At 43.0% G+C, this 22,806-nt stretch carries 21 protein-coding genes; 12 read left to right on the forward strand and 9 right to left on the reverse strand.

Annotated features, from left to right (window positions below):
- Positions 1 to 6: 6 nt before the first annotated feature.
- A complete protein-coding gene (locus tag OCU77_RS13845; protein ID WP_048898052.1) occupies positions 7 to 444 on the reverse strand; it encodes an RNase H family protein in 438 nt (145 codons plus the stop codon).
- Between the two features lie 241 nt (positions 445 to 685).
- Between OCU77_RS13845 and radC the strand changes: the two genes are divergently transcribed.
- From radC to OCU77_RS13865, 4 genes are all read left to right on the forward strand, one after another.
- Positions 686 to 1,156 (forward strand): RadC family protein, encoded by a 471-nt coding sequence (gene radC, locus OCU77_RS13850; RefSeq protein ID WP_048898215.1) that lies wholly within the window; start codon positions 686 to 688, stop codon positions 1,154 to 1,156.
- Positions 1,153 to 1,587, forward strand: coding sequence for a DUF2787 family protein (locus OCU77_RS13855; RefSeq protein ID WP_048898051.1), 435 nt, complete (start codon positions 1,153 to 1,155; stop codon positions 1,585 to 1,587). The genes radC and OCU77_RS13855 overlap by 4 nt, the downstream gene beginning before the upstream one ends.
- 27 nt (positions 1,588 to 1,614) lie before the next feature.
- The gene (locus tag OCU77_RS13860) at positions 1,615 to 2,058 is read left to right on the forward strand and encodes a DUF2787 domain-containing protein (protein WP_048898050.1); all 444 of its coding nucleotides are present in this window, start codon (positions 1,615 to 1,617) and stop codon (positions 2,056 to 2,058) included.
- Positions 2,059 to 2,240: 182 nt separating this feature from the next.
- Positions 2,241 to 2,801 (forward strand): tyrosine-type recombinase/integrase, encoded by a 561-nt coding sequence (locus OCU77_RS13865; RefSeq protein ID WP_031494450.1) that lies wholly within the window; start codon positions 2,241 to 2,243, stop codon positions 2,799 to 2,801.
- Between the two features lie 109 nt (positions 2,802 to 2,910).
- Here the strand turns inward: OCU77_RS13865 and OCU77_RS13870 are convergent, their stop codons facing one another.
- Positions 2,911 to 3,048: a helix-turn-helix domain-containing protein gene (locus tag OCU77_RS13870; RefSeq protein WP_239685908.1), complete on the reverse strand. Its 138-nt coding sequence runs from the start codon at positions 3,046 to 3,048 to the stop codon at positions 2,911 to 2,913.
- Positions 3,049 to 3,735: 687 nt separating this feature from the next.
- On the opposite strand from OCU77_RS13870, the gene OCU77_RS13875 reads away from it, so the two are divergent.
- Positions 3,736 to 4,131: a lecithin retinol acyltransferase family protein gene (locus tag OCU77_RS13875; RefSeq protein WP_239685892.1), complete on the forward strand. Its 396-nt coding sequence runs from the start codon at positions 3,736 to 3,738 to the stop codon at positions 4,129 to 4,131.
- A 39-nt stretch (positions 4,132 to 4,170) separates the two neighbouring features.
- Here OCU77_RS13875 and OCU77_RS13880 read toward each other — a convergent pair whose 3' ends face one another.
- Both OCU77_RS13880 and OCU77_RS13885 read right to left on the reverse strand, forming a co-directional pair.
- Positions 4,171 to 4,866, reverse strand: coding sequence for an inovirus Gp2 family protein (locus tag OCU77_RS13880; RefSeq protein ID WP_048898046.1), 696 nt, complete (start codon positions 4,864 to 4,866; stop codon positions 4,171 to 4,173).
- 207 nt (positions 4,867 to 5,073) lie between these two features.
- The gene (locus tag OCU77_RS13885) at positions 5,074 to 6,189 is read right to left on the reverse strand and encodes a hypothetical protein (RefSeq protein WP_048898045.1); all 1,116 of its coding nucleotides are present in this window, start codon (positions 6,187 to 6,189) and stop codon (positions 5,074 to 5,076) included.
- 106 nt (positions 6,190 to 6,295) lie between these two features.
- On the opposite strand from OCU77_RS13885, the gene OCU77_RS13890 reads away from it, so the two are divergent.
- Positions 6,296 to 6,763 (forward strand): hypothetical protein, encoded by a 468-nt coding sequence (locus OCU77_RS13890; RefSeq protein WP_144414894.1) that lies wholly within the window; start codon positions 6,296 to 6,298, stop codon positions 6,761 to 6,763.
- A gap of 53 nt (positions 6,764 to 6,816) precedes the next feature.
- Here the strand turns inward: OCU77_RS13890 and OCU77_RS13895 are convergent, their stop codons facing one another.
- Both OCU77_RS13895 and OCU77_RS13900 read right to left on the reverse strand, forming a co-directional pair.
- Positions 6,817 to 8,388: a hypothetical protein gene (locus OCU77_RS13895; RefSeq protein ID WP_048898043.1), complete on the reverse strand. Its 1,572-nt coding sequence runs from the start codon at positions 8,386 to 8,388 to the stop codon at positions 6,817 to 6,819.
- A 673-nt stretch (positions 8,389 to 9,061) separates the two neighbouring features.
- Positions 9,062 to 10,774, reverse strand: coding sequence for a class I SAM-dependent methyltransferase (locus OCU77_RS13900; protein WP_107302784.1), 1,713 nt, complete (start codon positions 10,772 to 10,774; stop codon positions 9,062 to 9,064).
- A 517-nt stretch (positions 10,775 to 11,291) separates the two neighbouring features.
- Between OCU77_RS13900 and OCU77_RS13905 the strand changes: the two genes are divergently transcribed.
- Positions 11,292 to 11,930: a helix-turn-helix domain-containing protein gene (locus OCU77_RS13905; protein ID WP_048898042.1), complete on the forward strand. Its 639-nt coding sequence runs from the start codon at positions 11,292 to 11,294 to the stop codon at positions 11,928 to 11,930.
- A 279-nt stretch (positions 11,931 to 12,209) separates the two neighbouring features.
- Positions 12,210 to 12,749 carry an inosine/xanthosine triphosphatase gene (yjjX, locus tag OCU77_RS13910; RefSeq protein ID WP_048898041.1) on the forward strand — a complete coding sequence of 180 codons (540 nt, stop codon included), beginning with the start codon at positions 12,210 to 12,212 and terminating at the stop codon, positions 12,747 to 12,749.
- Between the two features lie 145 nt (positions 12,750 to 12,894).
- Here yjjX and trpR read toward each other — a convergent pair whose 3' ends face one another.
- Positions 12,895 to 13,203, reverse strand: a complete 309-nt coding sequence (gene trpR, locus OCU77_RS13915; RefSeq protein WP_048898040.1) for a trp operon repressor — start codon at positions 13,201 to 13,203, stop codon at positions 12,895 to 12,897.
- Positions 13,204 to 13,261: 58 nt separating this feature from the next.
- Complete coding sequence (gene sltY / locus OCU77_RS13920) at positions 13,262 to 15,178, reverse strand: murein transglycosylase (protein WP_244915174.1); 1,917 nt, start codon at positions 15,176 to 15,178, stop codon at positions 13,262 to 13,264.
- 138 nt (positions 15,179 to 15,316) lie between these two features.
- Here sltY and ettA point away from each other — a divergent pair, with 138 nt between their 5' ends.
- From ettA to OCU77_RS13935, 3 genes are all read left to right on the forward strand, one after another.
- Entirely contained in the window at positions 15,317 to 16,984 is a 1,668-nt protein-coding gene (gene ettA, locus OCU77_RS13925) for an energy-dependent translational throttle protein EttA (protein WP_048898039.1), read from the forward strand.
- Between the two features lie 380 nt (positions 16,985 to 17,364).
- On the forward strand, positions 17,365 to 17,733 hold the full coding sequence (locus tag OCU77_RS13930; protein WP_048898038.1) for a PilZ domain-containing protein: 369 nt from the start codon (positions 17,365 to 17,367) through the stop codon (positions 17,731 to 17,733).
- A gap of 15 nt (positions 17,734 to 17,748) precedes the next feature.
- Positions 17,749 to 18,738, forward strand: coding sequence for a M23 family metallopeptidase (locus tag OCU77_RS13935; RefSeq protein WP_048898037.1), 990 nt, complete (start codon positions 17,749 to 17,751; stop codon positions 18,736 to 18,738).
- Positions 18,739 to 18,865: 127 nt separating this feature from the next.
- On the opposite strand, the gene radA is transcribed toward OCU77_RS13935, so the two are convergent.
- Complete coding sequence (gene radA / locus OCU77_RS13940) at positions 18,866 to 20,245, reverse strand: DNA repair protein RadA (RefSeq protein ID WP_048898036.1); 1,380 nt, start codon at positions 20,243 to 20,245, stop codon at positions 18,866 to 18,868.
- 147 nt (positions 20,246 to 20,392) lie between these two features.
- Here radA and OCU77_RS13945 point away from each other — a divergent pair, with 147 nt between their 5' ends.
- Positions 20,393 to 22,750, forward strand: a complete 2,358-nt coding sequence (locus OCU77_RS13945; protein WP_107302786.1) for a PilZ domain-containing protein — start codon at positions 20,393 to 20,395, stop codon at positions 22,748 to 22,750.
- The last annotated feature ends 56 nt before the right edge of the window (positions 22,751 to 22,806 follow it).

Consider the following 22,806-nt stretch of genomic DNA (forward strand, 5'->3'; position numbering starts at 1 on the left):
TTCTTATTACAACTGACGATTCGCCGCTGCAAGAGCGTATCTATAAGCGGCATCTTTTCCTGCTGAGCAAGCAGCCACTTTCCTCACCTCAACTTGCTTATCTGCACTTCGTTTATCCACTAGTACCCAAAGGTCTTGATTAGCTATCGGCTTTTTATTTGCTTTACGCCAATTTCGACGTTTCCAGCCATCAAGCCAATAATTAAAACCATCAACGCAATAGTCACTGCTTGAATAGATAATATCGCCATCACTGGCACACTTTAGTCCAAACGCGAGTGCTGATAACTCTAAGTAATTACAATCTGTGATGCTGTCAAAGGACTGCCAATCCTCACCATCAATACATTCAGTATCATCGAGTGCAATCAATCCAATCCCACCAACACAGTACCCTCTTTGTTTCTTTACGATGGCCGCTTCTACATAAATTCCTTTGTTCATTTTTATTCTCTCCAGAGACTAAAGAGCCGATACACTCTTACACCAACTCGATTGTGTTGATTATTAATCTGTCGCTTTGCTGCGATTGCTACATAACAACGGTGACTGACTTATTTTTTACCGTTCGACGAACCTTCTTTCTAATACACTAGTTACTTTCCTATCCCACCTGATTCGAACCTTTTTTAGATATATTTCATCAGCATGAATTCACTCACTATCTAATGAGGTACGTATGCGCATGAACAAATCCCCCCGCTACCGCAAGGTAAAAACAGTTAATGAACAGCAGGTACTAGAACAGGCGGCTGAAATTATTGAACGCCATTACTTACGTGGAGATGTCTTCACTAATCCAGAAGCAACGAAGGATTACATTAAATACAAACTAGGTAGGAGGGATCGCGAGGTCTTTGCTGTGATGTTTTTAGATAACCAGCATCAATTGTTGGAATTTAAAGTGTTATTTCTTGGCACGATAGACGCTGCATCTATCTACCCACGTGAAGTTGTGAAGGCTGCACTTGAAGTCAATGCGGCAGCAGTGATCTTTGCTCACAACCATCCGTCAGGCGACTCTAAACCCTCCAATGCAGACAAAAGGATTACCAGAAAGCTCACCGACGCTCTCTCTTTAGTTGATATACAGGTACTCGATCATATCGTTGTCGGCAGACGTACTTTCTCCTTTGCAGAGAGAGGCTTGTTATGAATACCGTCACTTCACCTTGTACTTATGCGCCATTGTCACAAGTGCTACAACGATATTTAGAAGCCTCCGTTAGCTTATGCGCTATTTCTGAAGCAACGGAACGTATCGCACTCAATTTCAGACATTCAGCCTACCTAACGAAAAGAGCGGGGCCACACCCGTTAGAGATTCATTTATTCAGAGAGCATCCTAATCAGGCTTGGCAAATTGCGACCATGACTAGCTTCGCTTTTCCGTATGAAGACAGTGAACAGTTAGAGGTAGAACTTTATTTCAATTTTAACCATCAGTGGTTCTATCAGCCTGATATCAAACGTTGCGACCTAAACCAACCACAAGTCATCGAACTCTTTCATTCTTGGCAAAACGCTTTAACCAATACATTCCACCAGCAAAGCTTTGATTACTTCGCTGCAACGGCCATCAAGTAATCTCATATTTAAAAACAAGGACCGACTATGCAAAACTCTAATTCACCCATTATTACCTTCAGCTCTTCATGCTTACCTATTTCCAAAAAGCTTCACAACGGCTTAAACCATGTACTTAGTAAACACTCCGAGATCCAGGGCAAAAAGAGCATCATTGTAAACTTCAGAGATAAAAGCTACAGCGCTGAAAATGGTGGTTATCATCCTGTTGAAATTGCTTTAAGTCAGGTTTCAGATGATCACTATTCAATCCTTTACATCACAGACTTCAGTTATTGCGGTAATGCTTACCCCGAGCTGGAAAGAGATATTGATTTTGATATCGGAAACTCAGTGGTCTTTTCGCGTTATGCGGGATGGCAAAGCATTCGCTTACCGACAATGACGGAACTCTACGAGCTATGGGAAGGAAACTTTCTTAGCTATATGTCGATGGACGCCTACGATCAAATCCAAGTCGAGTGTAATTAGACACATCACCCCATTCCCCCTCACAAACATTCAACACAACCACCAGCACAGAGCTAAAACGAGGCTGCTTCCCATATTGTTAAAACGGGAAGCTTCAATCCCTTATTGCACAAGGGTTTCTTAATATCGTCGGCTCTGTGCTTCCCAAAACACATTGCTACAGACAAAAAAGGAAGCAGACTATGGCTGAGGTACAAGCGATTAAAGATGACGACACAATTCGCCTGATTGGTCATTTGCTGAGTATTCGTTGTAACCCACAAATGGCTGATGTTTGGCACATAGGATTAAACCTAGCATTGAGGATATCGGACTTACTCTCTATCCGCTTTGAAGACATTAATGATGACCGACTCATTATTCGTGAAAGCAAAACGGGCAAGCTGGCAAACATCCAGTTAAACACTAAAGCACGTGAACACATTGCTAAAGTACGAGAAAAGCACCCTGATCATGTTTACCTATTTCAATCATATCAATGCCAGCAACTAAAGCATAAACCGCCACAACCGCTCTCGCGACGTGCTGTATCTATGGCATTTCAACAAGTGGGGCAAGAGCTCAAGCTTTCTCTGGGTACTCACAGTATGCGTAAAACTCGTGGGTACTTCCTCTACCAATCAACAAAAGATATCGGTCGAGTCATGAAGATGCTACGCCACACATCAGAAGGTGTCACGCTTCGTTATATAGGTATTACTCAAGATGAAGTCGATAAAGACTTTGTTTCTCTTGAGCTTTAAGCCAGATCATTTCGTGAGGGGGCGGGAGCAACAATCCCTTGCAGCACATAGCTTGAGCGATTGTTTCAACCGCAATATTAAATAAATTATTCACCGCCTAGAGCAACTATTAATAAAAGAACTCTTCGACACCAACATTCAGTACATCTGCAAGGTTCTTTAACATTTCATCCGTCACACGTACCATCCCAGACTCAACCTTTGCTAATTTACTTCTTGTCATATCAAACCCCTTGAGACTACACATTCGTTCAACATCTTGCTGAGAGAGCTGCTTAGACAATCTGATATTGCGGATTTGATTTCCAGTAATGTTCTTTTCAATCTTACTCACAAACACACCTGCACCTTTATGGGTGCAGATAGATTATGTTTAATGTACTATTCACATGGCACCCGTATCGGTGCAAGGAATTCAAATAGGAGAATAAATTATGATATTAGTGCTTTTATGGGTATTTTTCGCTTTTATACTGGCGATGTATGCTAAGAGTAACGGCCGCAGCTTTGGATGGTGGCTTTTACTCGGACTGGTAATTGACCCTATATTGGCATGGATTCTTTATAAAGTTGTTGCCGATTAAAAAGCCTCAAACTCTATCATCACCACAACCCCATCCCTTCCTTTAAATTAAACAGGTGATAAACCACCTGGCAATCATAACAGGCTAACGGGAACTAAAAACGGTAGTAAGTAATTAGAGATTAACCACTCACACAACATCTAAGCAAGCTACCGTTTCCAAACAAATCAAACATTCCAGCCAAATCAACAACTCTCATACTCATAGTCCATTGCAATTTTGGATATATCTATTCCAGGTAAATAATGAACTTATTAAAAATACTAGGAGCCCTAGGGCTAACTCAATTAGGGAGAAGTCTTGCCGACAATCTCTTTCATACAACTCAGGCTCCAGAAAGAGGCAGCATTGTGTATTGCGATCTCGTATTTGGTTCTGCTGAACATTCAGGTGTGTACGTAGGAGAGGGACGTATCATCCATCGCAATAGGAAAGGTCTTATCGAAGCCGTATCGATTCGTCAGTTTCTAGCAGACACTACAGCTATTTCCATTTACATCAGTTGCAATGCACAAAGCAATGCCGTTGGGAGTGAGCGTTGTGCTCAGATAGCAGAGGCCACACTAGGGGCACAAACAGACTATTCCCTGCTAAATGAAAACTGCCATCAGTTCTGTAGTTACTGTTTAGATGGTGATATGTTCTCAAGCACCTTCACATTGACTCAGCTTAAACGTGACGCTCGTGCGCACATTCAAGCTAGTCAGTGGCGCGTATGGGACTTAAAACATCGTCACAAAGGATAAGGGGATTCGCTCCCCTTTATTTTTTATCACCATGCGAACTTACCTAGTGCTACAGCCAAAGCAGCGGTATCCCTCACCATAGTGCTTGGTTTCTTTTTTTGCCAAATAGCTAATTCGATGGAACAGGTCATTATATTCTTTAGTAAAATCTATAGATCGTTTATTGACATAGTAGCTATGATTTTTAGAAAAATGAACTAATCCATCAGAACCTACATGTCGATATTTGAGAGCACTAGCCCAAGCATCAATAATCAATGAGGCCAAAGACCGAGGATATCTTGCATGCCCCAAACGATGGTACGCATCTTTATTAAAGAAAAGGACGATATGGAAGTGATCATTCTCCGAATTTTTGCGCTCCCTACACCAAGCAAACCGTAGGGTATTCGGATGTACTCTTACCCCTACCTTTTTCTTGCTCCGTTCTTTTGCAACTAACTTAGCCTTCAAAGAATCAATAAATCTTTTCATAATATTAGAGCAATTATTACTAGATGAAAGCGGAACGTCATAATCCTCATCAAATGCGATATTATTTATATCAGAATAAATAATATCGTTACACAACACTCTCTGAGGATCTGGGAACCTTAAATCCAACCGTATTGCAAACACTCTCGGATATGATTCTAGTGACGTATCCAAGACTTTCTTTAATTTTATTAAGTAGCGTTGTTCTAGTTTACCTAGTGGATAAACAATTCTTAAGTTTTTGAATACCTTCTTTCTCATTTGTAGATACCTGAATCAGTTACTCATCAAATATATCTACACTCTCATTATTTTTTACTGAATATTACTTTTGTTAGAAGTAACATATATTACCTTTACCGACAATTCCTGAGCACTAATAAAGGTTAAAACAGCCGATAAAACCAACATAAGAAAAAACAAACAATAATTAAAAAACTCTACAGTTACACTATCTAAAAGAGTAACTCATATGATTGAACAATCAAGCTTAAAGTCATACTTCCCACAGATCGATTTAAAAACCACACAATTTTCAAACTTAGGCTGCAACTCTCCTGAAATATCGACCTCCAAATCAAATAACACTAAAATATCTGAATTACGAAGTAAAAAAAATACATCCTTTATCTTCCGACCATTAACTTTATTTTCAATTATTTTAAGAACATCAAATAAAAACTCAGAGACTCCATTTACATCACCTGAAAGTGAATACTTGAAAGTATCATTAAACTTTTCATTAACTGTTAGGGAAGTAAAAACTCTTTCATTGATATTACGACTACTTCCCATTAGTTCGACTAACCTGACTATCACCATTTCCTCGAATATGTGCTTTATCCGTTGGAAAAATCTAAATTTATCAATATCTCTGACCAACTGATCACCTATCATTTCATTACAAAATAATTTCGTTATCGTTCTACTTGGGTCTACTCCTAAGGTATATTCCGTAAGACAGTTTATAATAACCAACTTCCCACAACCGAACTTTGTCGGATCAATAATACATATAGACTTAACTTTCTGATACAGACTAGGGGCATTTCCACCAGGGATATACTTTAAAATAAAATCAGATTTTAAAAGATCGTCTTTATATCTTCTAATGCGCTGAACTGTCATTCCTGTAAATACAGCCAGCTGATTCAAACTAACACTTTTAATAACACCAAGATCATCACATAGCACAACAAGCATGGCTTGCAGTAATCTTTTTGCTAAACTCTCCGCTCTCTGATCAACAAGGTCACTACCACACCCTAGCAGCGTTTTAATGTAAGCGATCTTTTGAACTGGTATTACTACGGTATTATTGCCACCATTATATTTTTTTACGCTAGAAGGATAAATTGGCTCATACGTTCTAAGTTCAGATAGTTCCGCTACCCCACTCTGAAGTAGGCGAGCTACAGAACTCCTAACTAATGACTCTTTAAGTCTAAGATGTTTTGCCAGACAAGAAACAGACATTGATTGATGGCTTTCTTCTTTTACCAACATTAGCCAGCGAATGTAAATCAATTTGTCTTGTGGCTGTCCTTTCCAATCTAACAACAAAAAATCATCAATCAACAACATAATTTATCTTATAATACCTATTAAAATATGAATCAGGCATAGTTTGACACCACAAATCTTACATGTAAAGTTACATGTAATTATGAAGACTAGAGATATGTTTCTGATGACAAAAGAACATCAAGAATTTGAACAATGGGTTAACTTTAAAAGCAAAAGAATGCGAATTTGGCTGAGCCAGTATTTTGAGAAAAATGGTATTTCTAACCCAGATCTACTACAGTTCATCTCAACGGAAAAAGACCCAACAAAAGATCATCTACTAGAACAATCCGCTAAATATTTCACCCCATTAAAAGATCAACTGATACGTTATCAGGACTTAAAAAAAATGAAGGATTCCTGGCATCAATTTGAGAGAAGGAAAAATAAAGATAATAAGGATATAACAATAACCTTGAATAGGGATACTTACGAAAAATTAAAGTATATAAAAAAGACTCTAAAACTAAAGAATATTAGCCAAAGTATTGAATCTTTAATTGATAACTCTGCATTTAAACGAGAAATATCAAGATTAGAAAATAAAATTAAAAGTCTAGACAATCAAGTATCTAGACTAAAACAGAAATAAGCAACATTTCAAAAATACAAATAAAAACAAAAACTAAATTTCAATATTAAAAGTTATACATCAAAATATCTTGCTTTACTAAATAAAGCATATAAGCATTTTATACTTTCCTCTGATTCAGGATCTTCCATATTCCTTAACCAACGAACATCTAAACCTAAATAATTAGCCCAAGAGATTCCTTTTTTAAAATCTTTTAGTTTGTTATTTTTTGCGCAAATCTCAATATACTGATTAACTAGCATATATTGATTTTTACCAGCACTGTACTTTCCTTGTTCAAAAGCCATTTTATAATAAGGATAGGCATCTGAAAAAGACTCTATTCGGTAATAGTAATTAGCATAGGACCAATTCACTAACCATTCTAATTGTTCAATCAATTTGTTATTTATTAATTTATTTCTATAGCTAACAATTTCTTCTGTCGATTTCGGTCCTTTCTTTATCCTTAGCCCTTCAAAATATAAGTTGCCAAATTCTTGACTTGGCATCATTATAAAATCAATCTTATATTGCCTTAATACAGAGGAAAGCATAAACCCTCCAACCTGATTCCTTATCTGCCGAATTTTACTCCTAGACGGTAACTTGTTATTTTTTGAAAGAGACATTATTTCATTCAAGTGAGAACACTTTATTATTTTATCTGATTTGTTATACCAGTATTGAGTAACGGCATCAAATATCAAGTTATCTGTGATATTTTTCGGTATATTACCAGAGAGGTCATTTACCTTTTTGCATATTCCCCTGATATCTTCAGACTCTTTTTTCAATCTATTATACTGAACAGAAATCGTTCTAGTTATACTTTTAGTAAAGTGATTACCAAAGTGTATTTGAATTGATTTAAATACGTAAGTTGAAATCCTGGCGATAAGCAACGCAGTGCGAAAGGCATTTTCCTGGCACTCTGAAACATTAAGATTCTTATCCGTTTTTAATAAAAATAATGACCTATCCAAACAATCTAACATTGCGTTGGTAGAAGGTAATTGTCTATCACAACTCCAACGTTGTACATTTTCTAAGTATCGCTCTTGTTGTTCAGCATGTTTTCCGGATATCAAATGAAACTGACGTTGAGACATATCCATTTCAGAGTAAATCCATAACCACACTTTTTTAATAGGCCAAACAACGCCCTCTTCACTAAAAGTTGGGAGCCACCATCGAAAATCTTTTGGAAAGTTAAAATTAGATTGAGAAATATTAAAAGCTAGCTGATTTTTATTAATCGATATTACTAATCTCTCCAAACCTCGAGAGTAAATCAACCATTTCACACTATCACTATAAGATAAGTAAGTCCCTTCTTCCCTTATCAAGTCTTTGTATTGAGCTAAAACATCATCCAATGAAGCCATTATAGCCAACACAACCTTTTCGTCACGAATTACCTCATATAGTAAATCTGTCAATAAAGAGAGTAGTTCATTAAGTTGATCATCAAGCCTTGAGGTTTCATCTGACAACCTCTTAAGTTTCATCTGGATTGTTTTTTTATTACTTTCATTAATAATTCGTTCTTCAGCGTTTTTCCTAGCGAGTAACCCTGAAGCGTTGAAGATTCCCCTAATCAAATCACCAATGGTAGGAAAACTACAATGTTCATTTTTCATATATTGAAAAGGGCCTACAGGCCCTTCCTTGAATATTATTTACTTTTTAGCAGGAGCATTACCGCGCCCGCCTCCAGACTTGCCACCAGTTGTAGAAGGCCAATTACCGCCAGGACCTGGATGACTTGATGGACCACGAGTACTGTTACCTTTAGACATAATTAATCCTTATATATCATATAGTAAAAATCATCACAGTATGTGAGGACTTCATTGATAAAATTAATATGTTTACGGTAGTTTCTCTACCTGCATATTGGCAACAAGTTTCGAATATATTGGATATAACACCAACTTGTACAAAGCTTACTCACTCTGTAGCCACCTTAAAGTAGAAATGCGTTAGCAGTACGACTTTAAAAACAGCAAGTAAAGATAAGCTAATTATGAATAGATCTGAGGTGATAAACAAAAATGGGTACACCACAAGGTACACAGTGAAAAATCAAACTGATAGTTATCAATTTAAATCAAAAGCTTAAACAGTCAGATCAACTTACGCCAGCCCACCAAACGTTTGGAAACGGGACATCTTCGGATGTCCCGTTTTTGTATCTGCAATAAACCAAAGACTTAACGTACCTATGCGTTACGCCCCCTCAGATATCTTTGCTTTTTAGGTACACAGCAAGGAACACTGCTTTTAGCGCCCTATTTAGTATACCCATTATGACTACCACTCCCCTACTAGCAATCGGCTCTTTACGCCCCGTACTTGTAGCCCCATGGCTTCGAACACTTGCTCGAAGTCGTGGCATTGTGGGGGAATATTAGGCAGTGATAATGCGGCTTCAGAGAAGAATCGTGTTTGTAGCGCGTAGTCTTCGCCCCACGCCAATTGCCACCAATCGAGAATACGGCTTTTTGAGGCTTGTAGACGATTTGAGGTTGGGACTTTATCGCTCTTTTTCAGGTTTTCACTGGCGGTCGTGGGTAGCAAATTCCACTTGTCGTTATTGGGCCAGTAAGCAAATGGCAGACAGTGATCGATGTGGAAGGTATCTTTAAGCTTGCTGCCACTCCACACGCTATATAAATCTGCATCTTGTTTTTTAAGTTCAGCGACCCGCTTGCGCACATCGCGGGTATCATGATCTTTGTCTATCCATACCAAGCAATCATGGTAAATTTGCAGGCCAATATTGCGGGTGCGGTTTAGCTCAAAGCGCTGCATTTCTAAAATCCATTGGTTAACCACTAACGGCTCTATCCATGCGTTGTATAAAAGGAAACACTCCCACAAACTTTCATCCAGCACAAAGCTGCCGTAACTAGCTAGAAAGTCACTGTCGATAACAAGTGAAGATAAAGTTTTGCGACGTTGCGATGAAGGCTGAATATCAAATAAGCGATTCGTTTTATCACCTTGGTATATAAAGGTTACAGGCCCGCTTTTAATCGTCGCTAAGGTATGCGACAGCGCTTTTTGTAATGCTTGGGCTTCGTCACCAAGAAACATCGCCCCAACGGTTAAATCATCGGCGGCTAAATGTTTAAGTTTGTTCCAGCCATCATCTTTAACAAAACCCAACCCTTTGCTGGTATTGGAGTTTTGTTGAATACCCCCACTACCTTCAATGTCGATATCAATCAAACGCTTGAACTGGCGCATCCAATACAGCCCCACTAACCCTGCGGGGATCGCAACCTTACCGTCGCTGCGATCAATCACAGCACCTGCATGGGCATCCGCCACCCGTAGCAAGGTACGTAGTAACGCGAGTTTGTAGGTGGCTGATTTGCTGTCATTGACAATGATATGGCGCACGCGATTCAAATCACCCGAACCATCATCTGGTAGGCTTAATACCACGGTTTGCCAATGCACTTGAGCGCGATTGAGTGAGTCTTGGCTGTCGCTAGTGTGCTTGACTAACAGCGCGCTGTTTTTAGCAAGCTGCTCTATTTCTTCTACCGATACACCATAGTCTTGGCGACCATCATCAAACCCGCCATGGCGTAAGGTGATCACCAACCGACCATTGGAGGCCAGTAAATTAGACAGCTTGCGAAACGCGCGTTCTCGGTGACTTGGGGCAAGGTGCATCCAAACCGCACTGACTAAGATACAGTCAAAACGCATCCCTAAGTTTTCAGTTTTACTCAAGGCGGGCAAGGCATCGTTAAGCCAAGTTACCGCGGCGTCTGTGTGCGCTTTCCCTGCTTGACGCAATGCATCACAAGGTTCTAACGCAATAACATCGCAACCTTGGGCTGCCATCCATTTTGCATCTCGACCGCTCCCTGCACCAACATCCAATACCTGATCGCCACTGTACGGCCAAAACGGCTTCCAGCTTGCGTGAACATCCTCAAATGCCAACGAGTTATATTGCTGACAAAGGCTTATGGTATTTTGTTGGTAAAATGAGAGCGTTGCAGACATAGTGATAGGTCGATTATTAAACTTATTGCATCATAGAGGAGTGGCCTGCGGTTAGCAAACAAGATGTATAATGTCCCACCTTTATAGAGCATATAGGTGAAAACAGCGTAAGATAGGTTTTTCATCTATTGACGGCGTCATTCACATCAATATACGCTATACGAAAGTCACTTTTGTCCCAAAAGACAACTAAGCGCATAACAAAAGTATGAGCACTGAATCATAATACGGCCTGATATCACATAAAGAAGATATTTCAATCCCTGAAGCACGTACAAATCATGACCCTCCTCCCAAAAACACCGCTAAAGTGACACATTTTTAGCTCCCCCTTATTTCTTAACTCGAATTTTGTCCCTTTTTTTACCCATAACCTTTTTGAAATATATTCCTTTAACGAAACCCATCGCACTTTTTATACCCCAGTAATTCCTTTGATTTTGTTATCAGTAAAATAAGTTATGACTTTTAAGAATGCCTTTTGCATTCAAATCTACTGTGAGCAGGAAGCTACATTATGGAATATTTAGAAAGAATTAAGCGATTAGCTAAAATTCAAGGCATTAGCCAAAAGCAACTGGGTGAAGCCTTAGGCCTTCAACAAGGTACAATGAGCCGTAAGCTATCAGGTAAATACGGTATTGAAGTGCGCGAGCTAGAAACCATCGCGACAACCCTAAACACTTCGATCAGTTACTTGCTAACAGGCCAAGTAGACACAGGCACGCAAGCAACAACAACCATTAACAATGAAGTAAGCCAAGGTTCTACCGCCACTTACATTCCGGTTATTCACCGTAAAGATTTCTCTTCGTTTCGCCAAGGCGCAACCGTGGATGTTGTTAGCAAACGTGCAATCCCCGCTCACCTAGATCGTGACGAGTGCCTGGGCCTGTTTGTTGATAACGAAAACATCTCACTTTGTGCGCCAGTCGGCAGCTACGCGCTGGCTACACGCACAGCAAGCTACCGCCCGAAGCAACCCGTGTTTGCTTCGGTACGTGGCAGCGAACCTGATTTCTACCACATGACGCAACTAGCCGATGGTGTGGTGTTCTCGACCTCGCAACCTGATTTCCCTAACCTATTTGTGAACAATGATGAGTTCCAAATCCACGGTTACATCATTCAGTCTGATTGGGCTTACGATCGTTAATCTTTAAACGATGATTCCCGCTCAGTAGATGATTTAAATAGGCGCTATGATACCAATCTAACTAAGTAACTGATCGTTCTTGCTGGTTAAAATCAATGATAACTGCGTTATAGATTTTGTAGATAGAACAACTAGCTATCTGCAATCTACGCCTTGTTCTCAGTGTTTTTTCCTGCGCAATCACCTGAACATTTACTTACCCAGATTGGTATTACTTCACGGCGCCTGTTTGTATTTGTACAATCATGGCCTCTCTTTATTCGTTAACGGATTATGTTCATGGCCACGATTATTGTTGCTTCAACCAACCCCGCTAAAATTTCTGCGGTCGAAAATGCCTTTGCTGAAGCACTGCCTCACCTAACGTGTAATTTTGAAGGTGTCAGCGTGGCAAGCGAAGTGCGTGACCAACCCATGACGGCAGAAGAAACCTTACTCGGCGCACGTAACCGTGTTAAAAATGCCCGCGCACTTGTGTCGAATGCTGACTATTATGTTGGGCTAGAAGCAGGCATAGATGGTTCGCACACTTTCGCTTGGATGGTGATTGAAAGTGGTGAGCATGCATCTGGCGCCTTACGTGGTGAAGCGCGTTCAGCATCGCTACCTTTGCCACCAGCGGCATTGGCACAGCTAGAACAAGGCCTCGAACTCGGTGATGTGATGGATACCATGTTTAATGAAACCAACATTAAACAAAAAGGCGGCGCGATTGCGATGCTGACGAACCATAAACTCAGTCGCAGTTCTGTGTATCAACAAGCCTTGATCTTGGCGTTGATCCCGTTTTTAAACCCTGCACTTTTCCCACAAGATTAGTTCAGCGTTAATGCTAGGCCTTTGCGTTCTGCTCTCAGTACCCAATCGCTGGCCAGCAAAAAGCCCATGACATCGACCTTAGCTTAGGGTCAATCTCACGGGCTTTCATTTTAATCGCAGGTTAACGTTACGCTTACAGCGTTCGTTATAGCTGTTTTTTCAGTAATTCCGCCAGCCACACTTTCACATCAGCATCATGATGCTTGAGCTCGTTAGAACCCCGTGTAATCGTCGCTACCCCAACACCCAGTAATTCACTGATTTTTCGCTGGCTACGCTCACCATTTAGCAATTCGTGAAAAATATTCACACGAGATAATAAAGAATCACGTTCATCTGGCGTCAGTAACAGCTTCATCAATACATCGTCTTTTTGCTCATCCGATGCCTGACGCAACAAATCAATTACCTGTTGCCACTCGGTAAATTCCGGTGTTTCAGTGGTAGTGGACATTTAAACCTCATTCTGGGCATTACGTTCTGACGCAAATATTACCTGTTTCTCTGGGCAGTTAATAGCTTGCTTGTAATTCCTCGGGCGTGAGTAAAGGCTTTTTCTGGCCCATGCGCTTACTGTAGTACACATCAAACATCAGCACATTTTGCACATAGCCACGGGTTTCATTAAACGGAATAGCTTCAATGAAGGTGAACACATCCAGTTGGCCATCGGTTTGTTTCTGCCAACGGCTGACTCTGCTTGGCCCTGCGTTATAAGCCGCAAATGAATAAACGCGGTTATTGTCATGTCGATCTAGCATCATCTTCAAATAACCACTGCCGAGGCGAATGTTCACGCCAGGATCAAACAAACTGTCTTTGCCTTTGTAGTTACGCTCTAGCTTCTTGGCCGTTTCTTTGGCAGTGGCAGGCATTAACTGCATTAAACCACGAGCGCCCACGGGCGATTGCGCTTCGGTGTTCCAAGCACTCTCTTGGCGCGCTAATGCCATCATAGTGGTGGTCGGTAAATCGCGCTCTTTACTGAAGAAATCAAACCACCACTTATGCGCTAAAGGAAAGCGCAGTTCATGGTAGCTCCATAAGCGCCCTGCAATGGTGGCTTGTACTGCAAGATGGTGCCAACGGTTCGCAGCTGCATAAGTAGCGAGCTTCAAGGCTTGATCTGGCTTTTTACCGCGCAGTAAATACGCCCACTCACTACGGGCAGCATACAGTTTATCGACCGCGACCAGCTCTTTAATGCGATTTAACGATTCACGATCGTCATCGGTGTCTTTGACTACCAATTTGCTTTTGCTGATAGGGTATTCAATCGGCTTTTTCAAAATGGTCGCTGCGGCCACACTGTAGAAATCACGTTGACCAAGCAAAGACTCATAAATTTTATTCGCTTCGGCTTGCTTACCTTCACGCGCTAACAAGTACGCCTGCCAGAATGTCCAGCGGGTGGTCTCTTTAGCTTTGGCGGGTAAGCGTTTTACCCACACATTCACCGCTTGCCAGTCAGCGTCACGCATGGCAGTGCGAATACGACGCTCAATCAAGCTCACCTTGGTACTTTTGGCGATCACCTTATCGCGCCAAGTGATCAAATCAGCGTTGTCTGTGGTCATTAACCGCGAGGCGACATAGTCGGCCAATTGTTGGCGTTTAGCTTTGCTATAGTGCTGACCATCCATGGTGCGGGTGTATTGTTTGACCGCTTCTTTCACATCTTTACGGGCTAAGCGCTGATACGCCACCACAGTCAGCTTTTGATTGAACGGGGTGACTTTACTGGCTTTAGCAAAGTCCGCCACCATGGCGGGCTTCTCAAGCAATTGGATCACCTTGTTACCGCTAATACGGCCCGAGGTTGATAACTGCTTGTTTAAATACGTTAGAAACTGTTTGTTGTCCTTGCCATACACCAGCAGCATCCGATCGAGAATGTCTTCATCGTGGCGTTTACCTGCCTTGTGCCATGCCTCTAATAACGGGTCACATTCATCGGCAATGGAACTGCCTTTTTGCCAAATGTCTGCCGCGCCTTGCCAGGCTTCTTGTTTTTGACCTTGCTGCAATTTGGCGTAATAGAACTGGCATTGCAGCACTTCGCCACGCGGTTTGGTTGGCTGAAACGCAAGGAACTCATCCCAGCGCTGCGCAATGGCTAAATAGCTGGCGTAACGATATTGAATGGTGGGGTGAAAAGGCAGGGTTTTATATTGGGTTAAAAAGGCGTGGACTTCCTCAGGTGATTTGTTTGTTAAACTGCGAGAAAAGTCACGATAGTCCAAATACGGCGTTAATGGATAATTATCCAATTTGTTCCGCAACTGACTGAATTTTTCGGCATCGTTATCTTCAAGCGCATCTTGTGCTTGTTCGTACCATGCCCGTTGTTCATCGAGTGTGGCAGCCTGTAATGCAGGTGCAACCCCAATTCCCAGCCCGATACACGCGGCATATAGCACCTTTTTCATAACAGTCATTGACACAAGAAAACTCCATTTCGATTTGGTATCACTCATACTAAACACTAATTATGAACATTACTGTTAAACTTAGGTCAAGGTCGAGTAAAATACCCCCTTCCTTTACGATTAGAGATAGCAACGGATATGGCTGAATACGTCTATACCATGTCGCGCGTGGGCAAAATTGTTCCACCTAAGCGTCAAATCTTAAAAGATATTTCATTAAGCTTCTTCCCTGGCGCCAAAATTGGTGTTTTAGGTCTAAATGGTTCGGGTAAATCTACCCTGCTTCGCATCATGGCGGGTATCGATACCGATATTGAGGGTGAAGCGCGTCCTCAAACTGGCCTTAAAGTTGGCTACCTACCGCAAGAACCTGTGCTTGATGAAGAAAAAACGGTACGCGAAGTGGTTGAAGAATCCGTCGCTGATGTAAAAGACGCACTAACCCGTCTTGATGCCGTTTATGCAGCATACGCAGAAGAAGATGCAGATTTCGATAAACTTGCGAAAGAGCAAGGTGAACTAGAAGCATTAATTGAGACCAAAGACGGTCACAACCTAGACATGCAACTAGAGCGTGCGGCAGATGCCCTACGCCTTCCTGAGTGGGATGCGAAAATCAAATTCCTTTCAGGTGGTGAACGTCGTCGTGTGGCAATCTGTCGCTTACTACTTGATAAGCCAGACATGCTACTGCTTGATGAACCAACCAACCACTTGGATGCAGAATCTGTGGCTTGGCTTGAGCATTTCTTGGTCGATTACAGCGGTACTGTTGTGGCAATCACGCACGACCGTTACTTCCTTGATAACGCTGCTGGCTGGATCCTAGAGCTTGACCGTGGTGAAGGTATTCCATGGGAAGGTAACTACACCTCATGGCTTGAGCAAAAAGACGCACGTTTACAACAAGAATCTGCGCAAGAAAATGCACGCCAGAAAACGATCGCAAAAGAGCTGGAGTGGGTTCGTCAAAACCCTAAAGGCCGTCAAGCGAAATCAAAAGCACGTATGGCGCGCTTTGAAGAGCTTAATACAAACGATCACCAAAAACGTAACGAAACCAACGAGCTATTTATCCCGCCAGGTGAACGCCTAGGTGATAAAGTGCTTGAGGTGAACAACCTTACGAAATCGTTCGGCGATCGTGTACTGATCGACAACCTATCGTTCAGCATGCCTAAGGGTGCAATCGTGGGGATTATCGGTGCCAATGGTGCAGGTAAATCAACGCTATTCAAAATGCTGAGCGGCGCAGAACAACCTGATTCTGGTACGATTGAGTTGGGTGACACCGTTAGCCTAGCATCGGTTGAGCAGTTCCGTGACAGCATGACCGACAGCAACACGGTGTACCAAGAGATTTCAGAAGGTGCGGAAATTATCCGTATCAACAACTTTGAAATTCCGGCACGTGCTTATGCATCTCGCTTTAACTTCCGTGGTAGCGATCAGCAAAAACTGATTGGCGACCTATCGGGTGGTGAGCGTAACCGTGTTCACTTGGCAAAACTGCTAAAAGCGGGCGGTAACGTACTGCTACTCGATGAACCGACCAATGACCTTGACGTAGAAACCCTACGTGCATTGGAAGAAGCGCTGCTTGAATTCCCTGGCTGTGCCATGGTTATCTCGCACGACCGTTGGTTCCTTGACCGTATCGCAACCCACATTCTTGACTACCGTGATGAAGGCCAAGTTAACTTCTACGAAGGTAACTACACCGAATACACCGAGTGGCTGAAGAAAACATTGGGCGCACAAGCGGCTGAACCACACCGTATTAAATACAAGCGTATTGCTAAGTAATGCGCTGTTCAGCCTGATCCCATCAACTATTGGTGATTTCAGGTATGAATTGCATCAAGGGCAGCTTCGGCTGCCCTTTTTTGTACCTCGCGTTCTGTACCTAGCATTTTGTCTCCACTTTTTGGCACTCAGCAACAAGGTCCCATAGGTCATAACTTACGCCACCCTTCCACTTGATCACCGAGCCACTTCCTTCTCAGCAGCCATGCATTTAGTGCCTTTTTCGGTCTCGACACCCTTGCTATCACGGTATAATTAGCTGATAAAGCGCTTAATTTGTGATCATCTAACTGGCGTGTTTGGCCATTTAACCGTACACTGTTACACAAAGCTTGTTATGTCTCACGACCCTTTATAATTACTAATAAGAATAAATAATTATGGTTGAACGTCGTCATTTTAAACGCATCATGTATCAAGCACCTGCTACCTTGCATCAAACTGATGGCAACTGGCAGACAGATGTAAGAGATCTATCGTTACAAGGGATTTTAATCACCCGCCCTACAGGCTGGCACCCGAGTCGCGATGACACTTACACCATCACCTTTTGTTTACATGAGTGTGATATTGAATTGAGCATGGAAACTCAATTAGTGGATAACAACGAAGATTGCCTTCGCATGAAAATCCACCACATCGATATCGATAGCGCTAGTCATTTAAAACGCCTCGTCGAATTGAACGTCGGCACTGATGAACTGTTACATCGCGAACTCGAACACCTAACGGATTTACATAACATTTAACTGTAACGAATCATCATGTCAGACACTATTTGTATCTCGGTGTCCCACCGTCGTGGGACATCCCATTATTTGATCAATCGATTTAAGAAACGCTACGCGGCCTTTTTTGTTTTATTCCTAGGCGGTATGTTGGGCTACGGTAGCTTTAACATTTACCAGCTTTATCAACAAAATGAAGTTTCTAACGTCCAGCTAAGTCAACTGAATGTTCAAGCAGAACAGCTCAGTGACTCCCTGTCGGAAGAAAACGCCACCAACCAAGTGCTCAGCCAAGAGTTGGAAGACAAGAAAAACGAACTCATGATGCTAGAGCAGCGGATTGATGACGTCGAAGCGATTCTGGGCTTACAAGCTGAAAACACCAATGTACCACTGGAACAGCGTGTCGACAGTGCCGCGATCAGCTCGGCAGTGCGTGGGACTTTGTTTCGTTTGATCCCAAATGGTAGCCCGACGCCAAACATTCGAATGTCATCAGGCTTTGGCACTCGCATTCACCCCGTGACAGGCAAACGTAAACGCCATAATGGGCTCGATTTTGCCGCTAACATTGGCACCCCGATTTATGCCCCTGCCGACGGTGTGATTGAAAATGTGCGTCCGAGTAATAAAGGCTCTGGTAACTTCATTAAGCTGAGCCACTCCTTCGGCTTTATGTCGACCTACTCACACATGAAGAAATTCAATGTAAAGCGTGGTCAATTTGTTCGTAAAGGCGATTTACTGGGCTGGACGGGTAACTCAGGCTTATCAACCGGTCCGCATCTGCATTACGAAATCCGCTTTTTAGGCCGCGCTCTGAATCCACGTAACTTTGTCATGTGGACACCTGATAACTTTGATTCATTATTTGAAAAAGAGAAATCCGTGCAGTGGGCAACCATGCTGGAAATGATCAATAACGTGGTTGCTATGCAAGTGCAACTGACCCAAGCGCCATCGCTAGAAGCGACGATTAAAACGGCCAATACGGCCTCTCGTCAATCGGATCAGCGCCAGCTATAGCCTGACCTTGGGGTAAAGCGCCAATTTAGATATAAAAAAGCGAGTATCACAGTACTCGCTTTTTTATTCGCCGTATTTTGTCCAGATGCAAGCAGGAGCGATTAGCTCATGCTATCAATGGGTGTAATCAGCTCACGCGATCAAAGGCCGCCAGCGCTTCTTGCAGATCTTCAACCGCTATGATTTCAATCCCGCTCACCTGACGGCTGGCATTGGCTTTCGGCACAATCGCACGGGTAAAGCCTTGTTTAGCGGCCTCACGAATACGCTCGACCCCATTCGCGGCTGGGCGAATATCTGCGTTCAAACCAATCTCACCAAACACTAAGACATCTTGCGGAATAGGTGCGTTTTTAAAGCTAGAGAAGATCGCTAACAGCACCGCCAAATCAGCCGAGGTTTCCTCAATCTTGATCCCGCCGACACAGTTTACAAAGATATCCATGTCGGTCAGCATCACCCCACCATGACGCGCCAGAACCGCAATCGACATGGCCAGTCGGTTATGATCATAACCCACCGATAAACGACGTGGATTTTCAGTGACCGAGGTATTACACAAGGCTTGAATTTCCACCAGCAGTGGCCGTGTTCCTTCCCACAAGGTGGTACAGGTTGAGCCCGCATGGTTTTTATCGGAGCGACTCAAGAAAATCGCCGATGGGTTTTTCACCTGCTTCATGCCTTGCTCAGTCATGGCAAAAAAGCACGATTCTGAATCGGCACCAAAACGGTTTTTCGAGGTACGCAGTACGCGGAATTTCTCATCTGAGGTTGACGATAAGGCAAACAAGCCATCCACAATGTGGATCAGCTGCATCGGGCCCGCCACGTTCGAATCTTTGTTAATATGGCCGATGATCAAAAAGGTCACGCCTTCGGTTTTCGCGTAACGCGTTAACGCTGCCGCCGACTCTTTTACTTGGCTCGGGCTACCCGCCGCCGATTCGTTGTGCGCCACTGTCATGGTTTGGATCGAGTCGATAATCACAAAGTCTGCTTTTTGCTGCGAAACCAAATTTAAGATCTGTTCTACTGAGGTTTCAGCCACAACATTGATTTTATCTAGGTTAGGCGTTTTCAAGCGCACCGCTCGTTGCGAGATCTGATTGATCGATTCCTCACCCGAAACATATAACGCAGACTTATGCTCAGCCACCGAACCTATGCTTTGCAGCAGTAGCGTCGATTTACCGGCACCTGGGTCACCGCAGAGTAATAAAACCGAACCAGGCACTATACCACCACCCAGTACGCGATCTAACTCGCAGATACCAGAGCTATAACGTGGTACGTCTGTCGCTTTCACTTCCGAAAGCTTCTGTACTTTGGTCGACGCACCTGCATAACTATTCGTTGCACTCGCGACACCTACAGCGGCTTTTGTTTTCGGAATAGTAAACTCGGTAATTGTGTTCCACGCAGCACATGCACTGCACTGTCCTTGCCATCTTGGAAAGTCAGCGCCACAATCACTACACACATACGCACGCTTTGTTTTGGCCATTTTTTACCCTAGTTTTATTGCTATTTTATTCATCATTCGCAAAAAGCATAATAAAATGACTCTTTTGTCAAATTATTGCCTTTATTGACTAAACTTTTACGCCAAAATACAGATAATATCTGAAGACGTAAACTATCAGAAGAACCCATGCAGCTAGACGATTATAAAGGACTGATTGAGCAACTCATCCCTGTTTACGATAGCAGCGATTTTGATCACGTTTTTCAAATGCTGACTCAAGATGAAACAGGGCCAACGCGCTTACAGATTAAATTGGAATTAAACCGTCTAATGGCGCGATGCCATAAAGCGGTCGATCTGCGTGGACGCGTTAACGGTGAATGCCGAGAGTATACTCTGGATGGGCTAAAACATTACCTTGATGACGTCGCCATCAATACTTATCACAAACGCTTTAAGCAATACGGTAACCAGTACCGTGTCGGCGTTTATGAAGCGCTCGTAAATACCCGCAATAACTTTCGAGTATTGCACAAACAAGGCAAATTCAGCCCCACGACAACACCAGCATCGAGCGCTAGCCACGACGATCAATTCAACGTGAATGCGATTCGCTTTGGTCATTATTTGACGCGTGGGGAAAAACGTACTCAGGTATCCACCCCGGTAAACTTAACCTTACCGCTTGGCCAAAGCGTGCATGGCATCACTTCTGATATTTCCTGTTCTGGTGCGAAAATTAAAGTGCCATCGGCGTTTAACTACCACCTTGGTCAAACCATCAATGCGACCTTTCCTGAGATTGCAGAACGTTTTCCCGACTTACGCAACAATACAGAAGTGACTTATCGGGTATTAGGCATCGACGATAACCCCGATAATGACAGCTACAAATGGTTACGTCTGCTCGCTCTGTCTGACGGCGAAGGGATCCAATCGGCGATTGAACGCTATCAAGCTGCGAATCCGAACCGCTCACGCAACGATCATGAAGACAAGGTGATCCAAACCCGTACCATTGGCTACGAACACTGTTATTTAAAACATACTGCCAACATACCGCTGTTCTTTGCAGGTAATGAACTGAAATACGGTTTACTGACAGACCACAACCGCCATATCTGGGATTACTGGCACGATGAACGCAACCAATCTGTCATTAATCACCTGCTGTCTGATAGTCGCATGGCGATATTGGGCAAGGCAGGCTTAAAGCAATGCAGCACCTTACTGTATAGCTTTACCCATGAGCACGAAAATAAAACACACTTTTACTCTGCAGCACTGCCCGAGATGAGCCAAGAACAACGCCGTTTGTTTTGGCATATTGGCGCGTCACGTCCAAGCTGGCGAGTCACCAAAGTCACGGTATACCCACTAGGTGAGGAAGATTTAAACTACTTACAGTCTCTCGCGCCAGAGATGCAAGAGCAGCTAAAATCGTTGACCCACATAGGTATTTTGCAAGATTTGACTCATCAAGAAGCCAAAGCTGATTACCGATTACCTGCAAAACCGCAATTGAGTTCGAATGCGCTTCAAGTGTTTCGCCACCCGCGTAACCCCATCGCGAAGGCGCAAGGGATTTATTTCGACCCTAAACCGCAGCGCAGTGAAGAACGCTACCTGTTTAAGACACCGCTAGAGCTGACCCACGCCACCCTTGGCAAAAAAGTGGGGATTTCCATCGACTTCTCAACCCGCGGGCTCAACTTGCAGCTTAGCGAACCTGTTGCCTTAAAGCGCGATGATTTAGTCAATATTCGATTCAACGATTTACAAAAGATTGACCGTAACGCCCCCTTGCACTGTATGCCTTATCGGGTGGTACGTGTCAGTCCAAATCGGTGTAATATTCAGCTCACCACGGGCAGTGGCAGAGATGCCGCCCGAGGTGAAAACTTCCTGCGCCATTTGATCAAAAATAATGAAGCACGATTACGGGTAAGCAAAGAGTCGTTACCTGAAGGTGAGTTATTACTCGCGATGCACCAAATGCTACTCACGCGATTAAACAGCACGCCTTACTTTGCAGAGAAAGTCGATCACAAAGCCAAAGTCAAAGCCCTAGGGTGTAACTTCCCACTGGCACCACTTCCTAAACTACTGAGCCAGTTATCCACTAACCCTCTTTTTTCCGTCGCACCAATTTTCCAAAACCGCGTCAACAAGATGCTGTCGGAAACTATGCGCCCTGTTGAGGTAAAAGCCCCATACATTCATGAAATATACTTGTGGGTTAAACGTGAAGGGGGCGTGGTCGAGCGCATGTGCAGTAAGTTAGTGGAAGAATTCATTAACGTCGAGCACCGTATCCGTTTCATTCAGCAAGCTCGCGCCAAGGGGGAGTTTTTTGCGATTCGCGTTACCGCCGTGCCTGTACTGAATCCATTAACAGCATTAACCGGTGAAGAACTCGGTGAATTAGCCCGGCTCACCTTACACCGAGCTCGTGCCTTGGAGGTTGAATTTACCTCTTTAATTGGTTGTGGCGAGATCTACGATGTGACCGATGAAGTGTTAGTTCGCCTAGAGCTGAGCTGAGCGCTAAACATCGCTTCGAGTCACTAGACTTAACCACCAATAACAATAACGCCACG

Origin of the sequence: Photobacterium swingsii (assembly GCF_024346715.1) — a bacterium.
Classification (GTDB): domain Bacteria; phylum Pseudomonadota; class Gammaproteobacteria; order Enterobacterales; family Vibrionaceae; genus Photobacterium; species Photobacterium swingsii.

Excerpts from the sequence above, each read along its gene's own strand:
- OCU77_RS13890 (WP_144414894.1), top strand. The coding sequence starts at position 6,296 with ATGACAAAAGAACATCAAGAATTTGAACAATGGGTTAACTTTAAAAGC.
- OCU77_RS13905 (WP_048898042.1), top strand. The coding sequence starts at position 11,292 with ATGGAATATTTAGAAAGAATTAAGCGATTAGCTAAAATTCAAGGCATT.
- OCU77_RS13930 (WP_048898038.1), top strand. The coding sequence starts at position 17,365 with ATGGTTGAACGTCGTCATTTTAAACGCATCATGTATCAAGCACCTGCT.
- OCU77_RS13865 (WP_031494450.1), top strand. The coding sequence starts at position 2,241 with ATGGCTGAGGTACAAGCGATTAAAGATGACGACACAATTCGCCTGATT.
- ettA (WP_048898039.1), top strand. The coding sequence starts at position 15,317 with ATGGCTGAATACGTCTATACCATGTCGCGCGTGGGCAAAATTGTTCCA.
- yjjX (WP_048898041.1), top strand. The coding sequence starts at position 12,210 with ATGGCCACGATTATTGTTGCTTCAACCAACCCCGCTAAAATTTCTGCG.
- OCU77_RS13855 (WP_048898051.1), top strand. The coding sequence starts at position 1,153 with ATGAATACCGTCACTTCACCTTGTACTTATGCGCCATTGTCACAAGTG.
- radA (WP_048898036.1), bottom strand. The coding sequence starts at position 20,245 with ATGGCCAAAACAAAGCGTGCGTATGTGTGTAGTGATTGTGGCGCTGAC.
- OCU77_RS13935 (WP_048898037.1), top strand. The coding sequence starts at position 17,749 with ATGTCAGACACTATTTGTATCTCGGTGTCCCACCGTCGTGGGACATCC.
- OCU77_RS13870 (WP_239685908.1), bottom strand. The coding sequence starts at position 3,048 with ATGTGTAGTCTCAAGGGGTTTGATATGACAAGAAGTAAATTAGCAAAG.
- OCU77_RS13945 (WP_107302786.1), top strand. The coding sequence starts at position 20,393 with ATGCAGCTAGACGATTATAAAGGACTGATTGAGCAACTCATCCCTGTT.
- sltY (WP_244915174.1), bottom strand. The coding sequence starts at position 15,178 with ATGAAAAAGGTGCTATATGCCGCGTGTATCGGGCTGGGAATTGGGGTT.
- trpR (WP_048898040.1), bottom strand. The coding sequence starts at position 13,203 with ATGTCCACTACCACTGAAACACCGGAATTTACCGAGTGGCAACAGGTA.
- OCU77_RS13845 (WP_048898052.1), bottom strand. The coding sequence starts at position 444 with ATGAACAAAGGAATTTATGTAGAAGCGGCCATCGTAAAGAAACAAAGA.
- OCU77_RS13900 (WP_107302784.1), bottom strand. The coding sequence starts at position 10,774 with ATGTCTGCAACGCTCTCATTTTACCAACAAAATACCATAAGCCTTTGT.
- OCU77_RS13895 (WP_048898043.1), bottom strand. The coding sequence starts at position 8,388 with ATGAAAAATGAACATTGTAGTTTTCCTACCATTGGTGATTTGATTAGG.
- radC (WP_048898215.1), top strand. The coding sequence starts at position 686 with ATGAACAAATCCCCCCGCTACCGCAAGGTAAAAACAGTTAATGAACAG.
- OCU77_RS13880 (WP_048898046.1), bottom strand. The coding sequence starts at position 4,866 with ATGAGAAAGAAGGTATTCAAAAACTTAAGAATTGTTTATCCACTAGGT.
- OCU77_RS13860 (WP_048898050.1), top strand. The coding sequence starts at position 1,615 with ATGCAAAACTCTAATTCACCCATTATTACCTTCAGCTCTTCATGCTTA.
- OCU77_RS13885 (WP_048898045.1), bottom strand. The coding sequence starts at position 6,189 with ATGTTGTTGATTGATGATTTTTTGTTGTTAGATTGGAAAGGACAGCCA.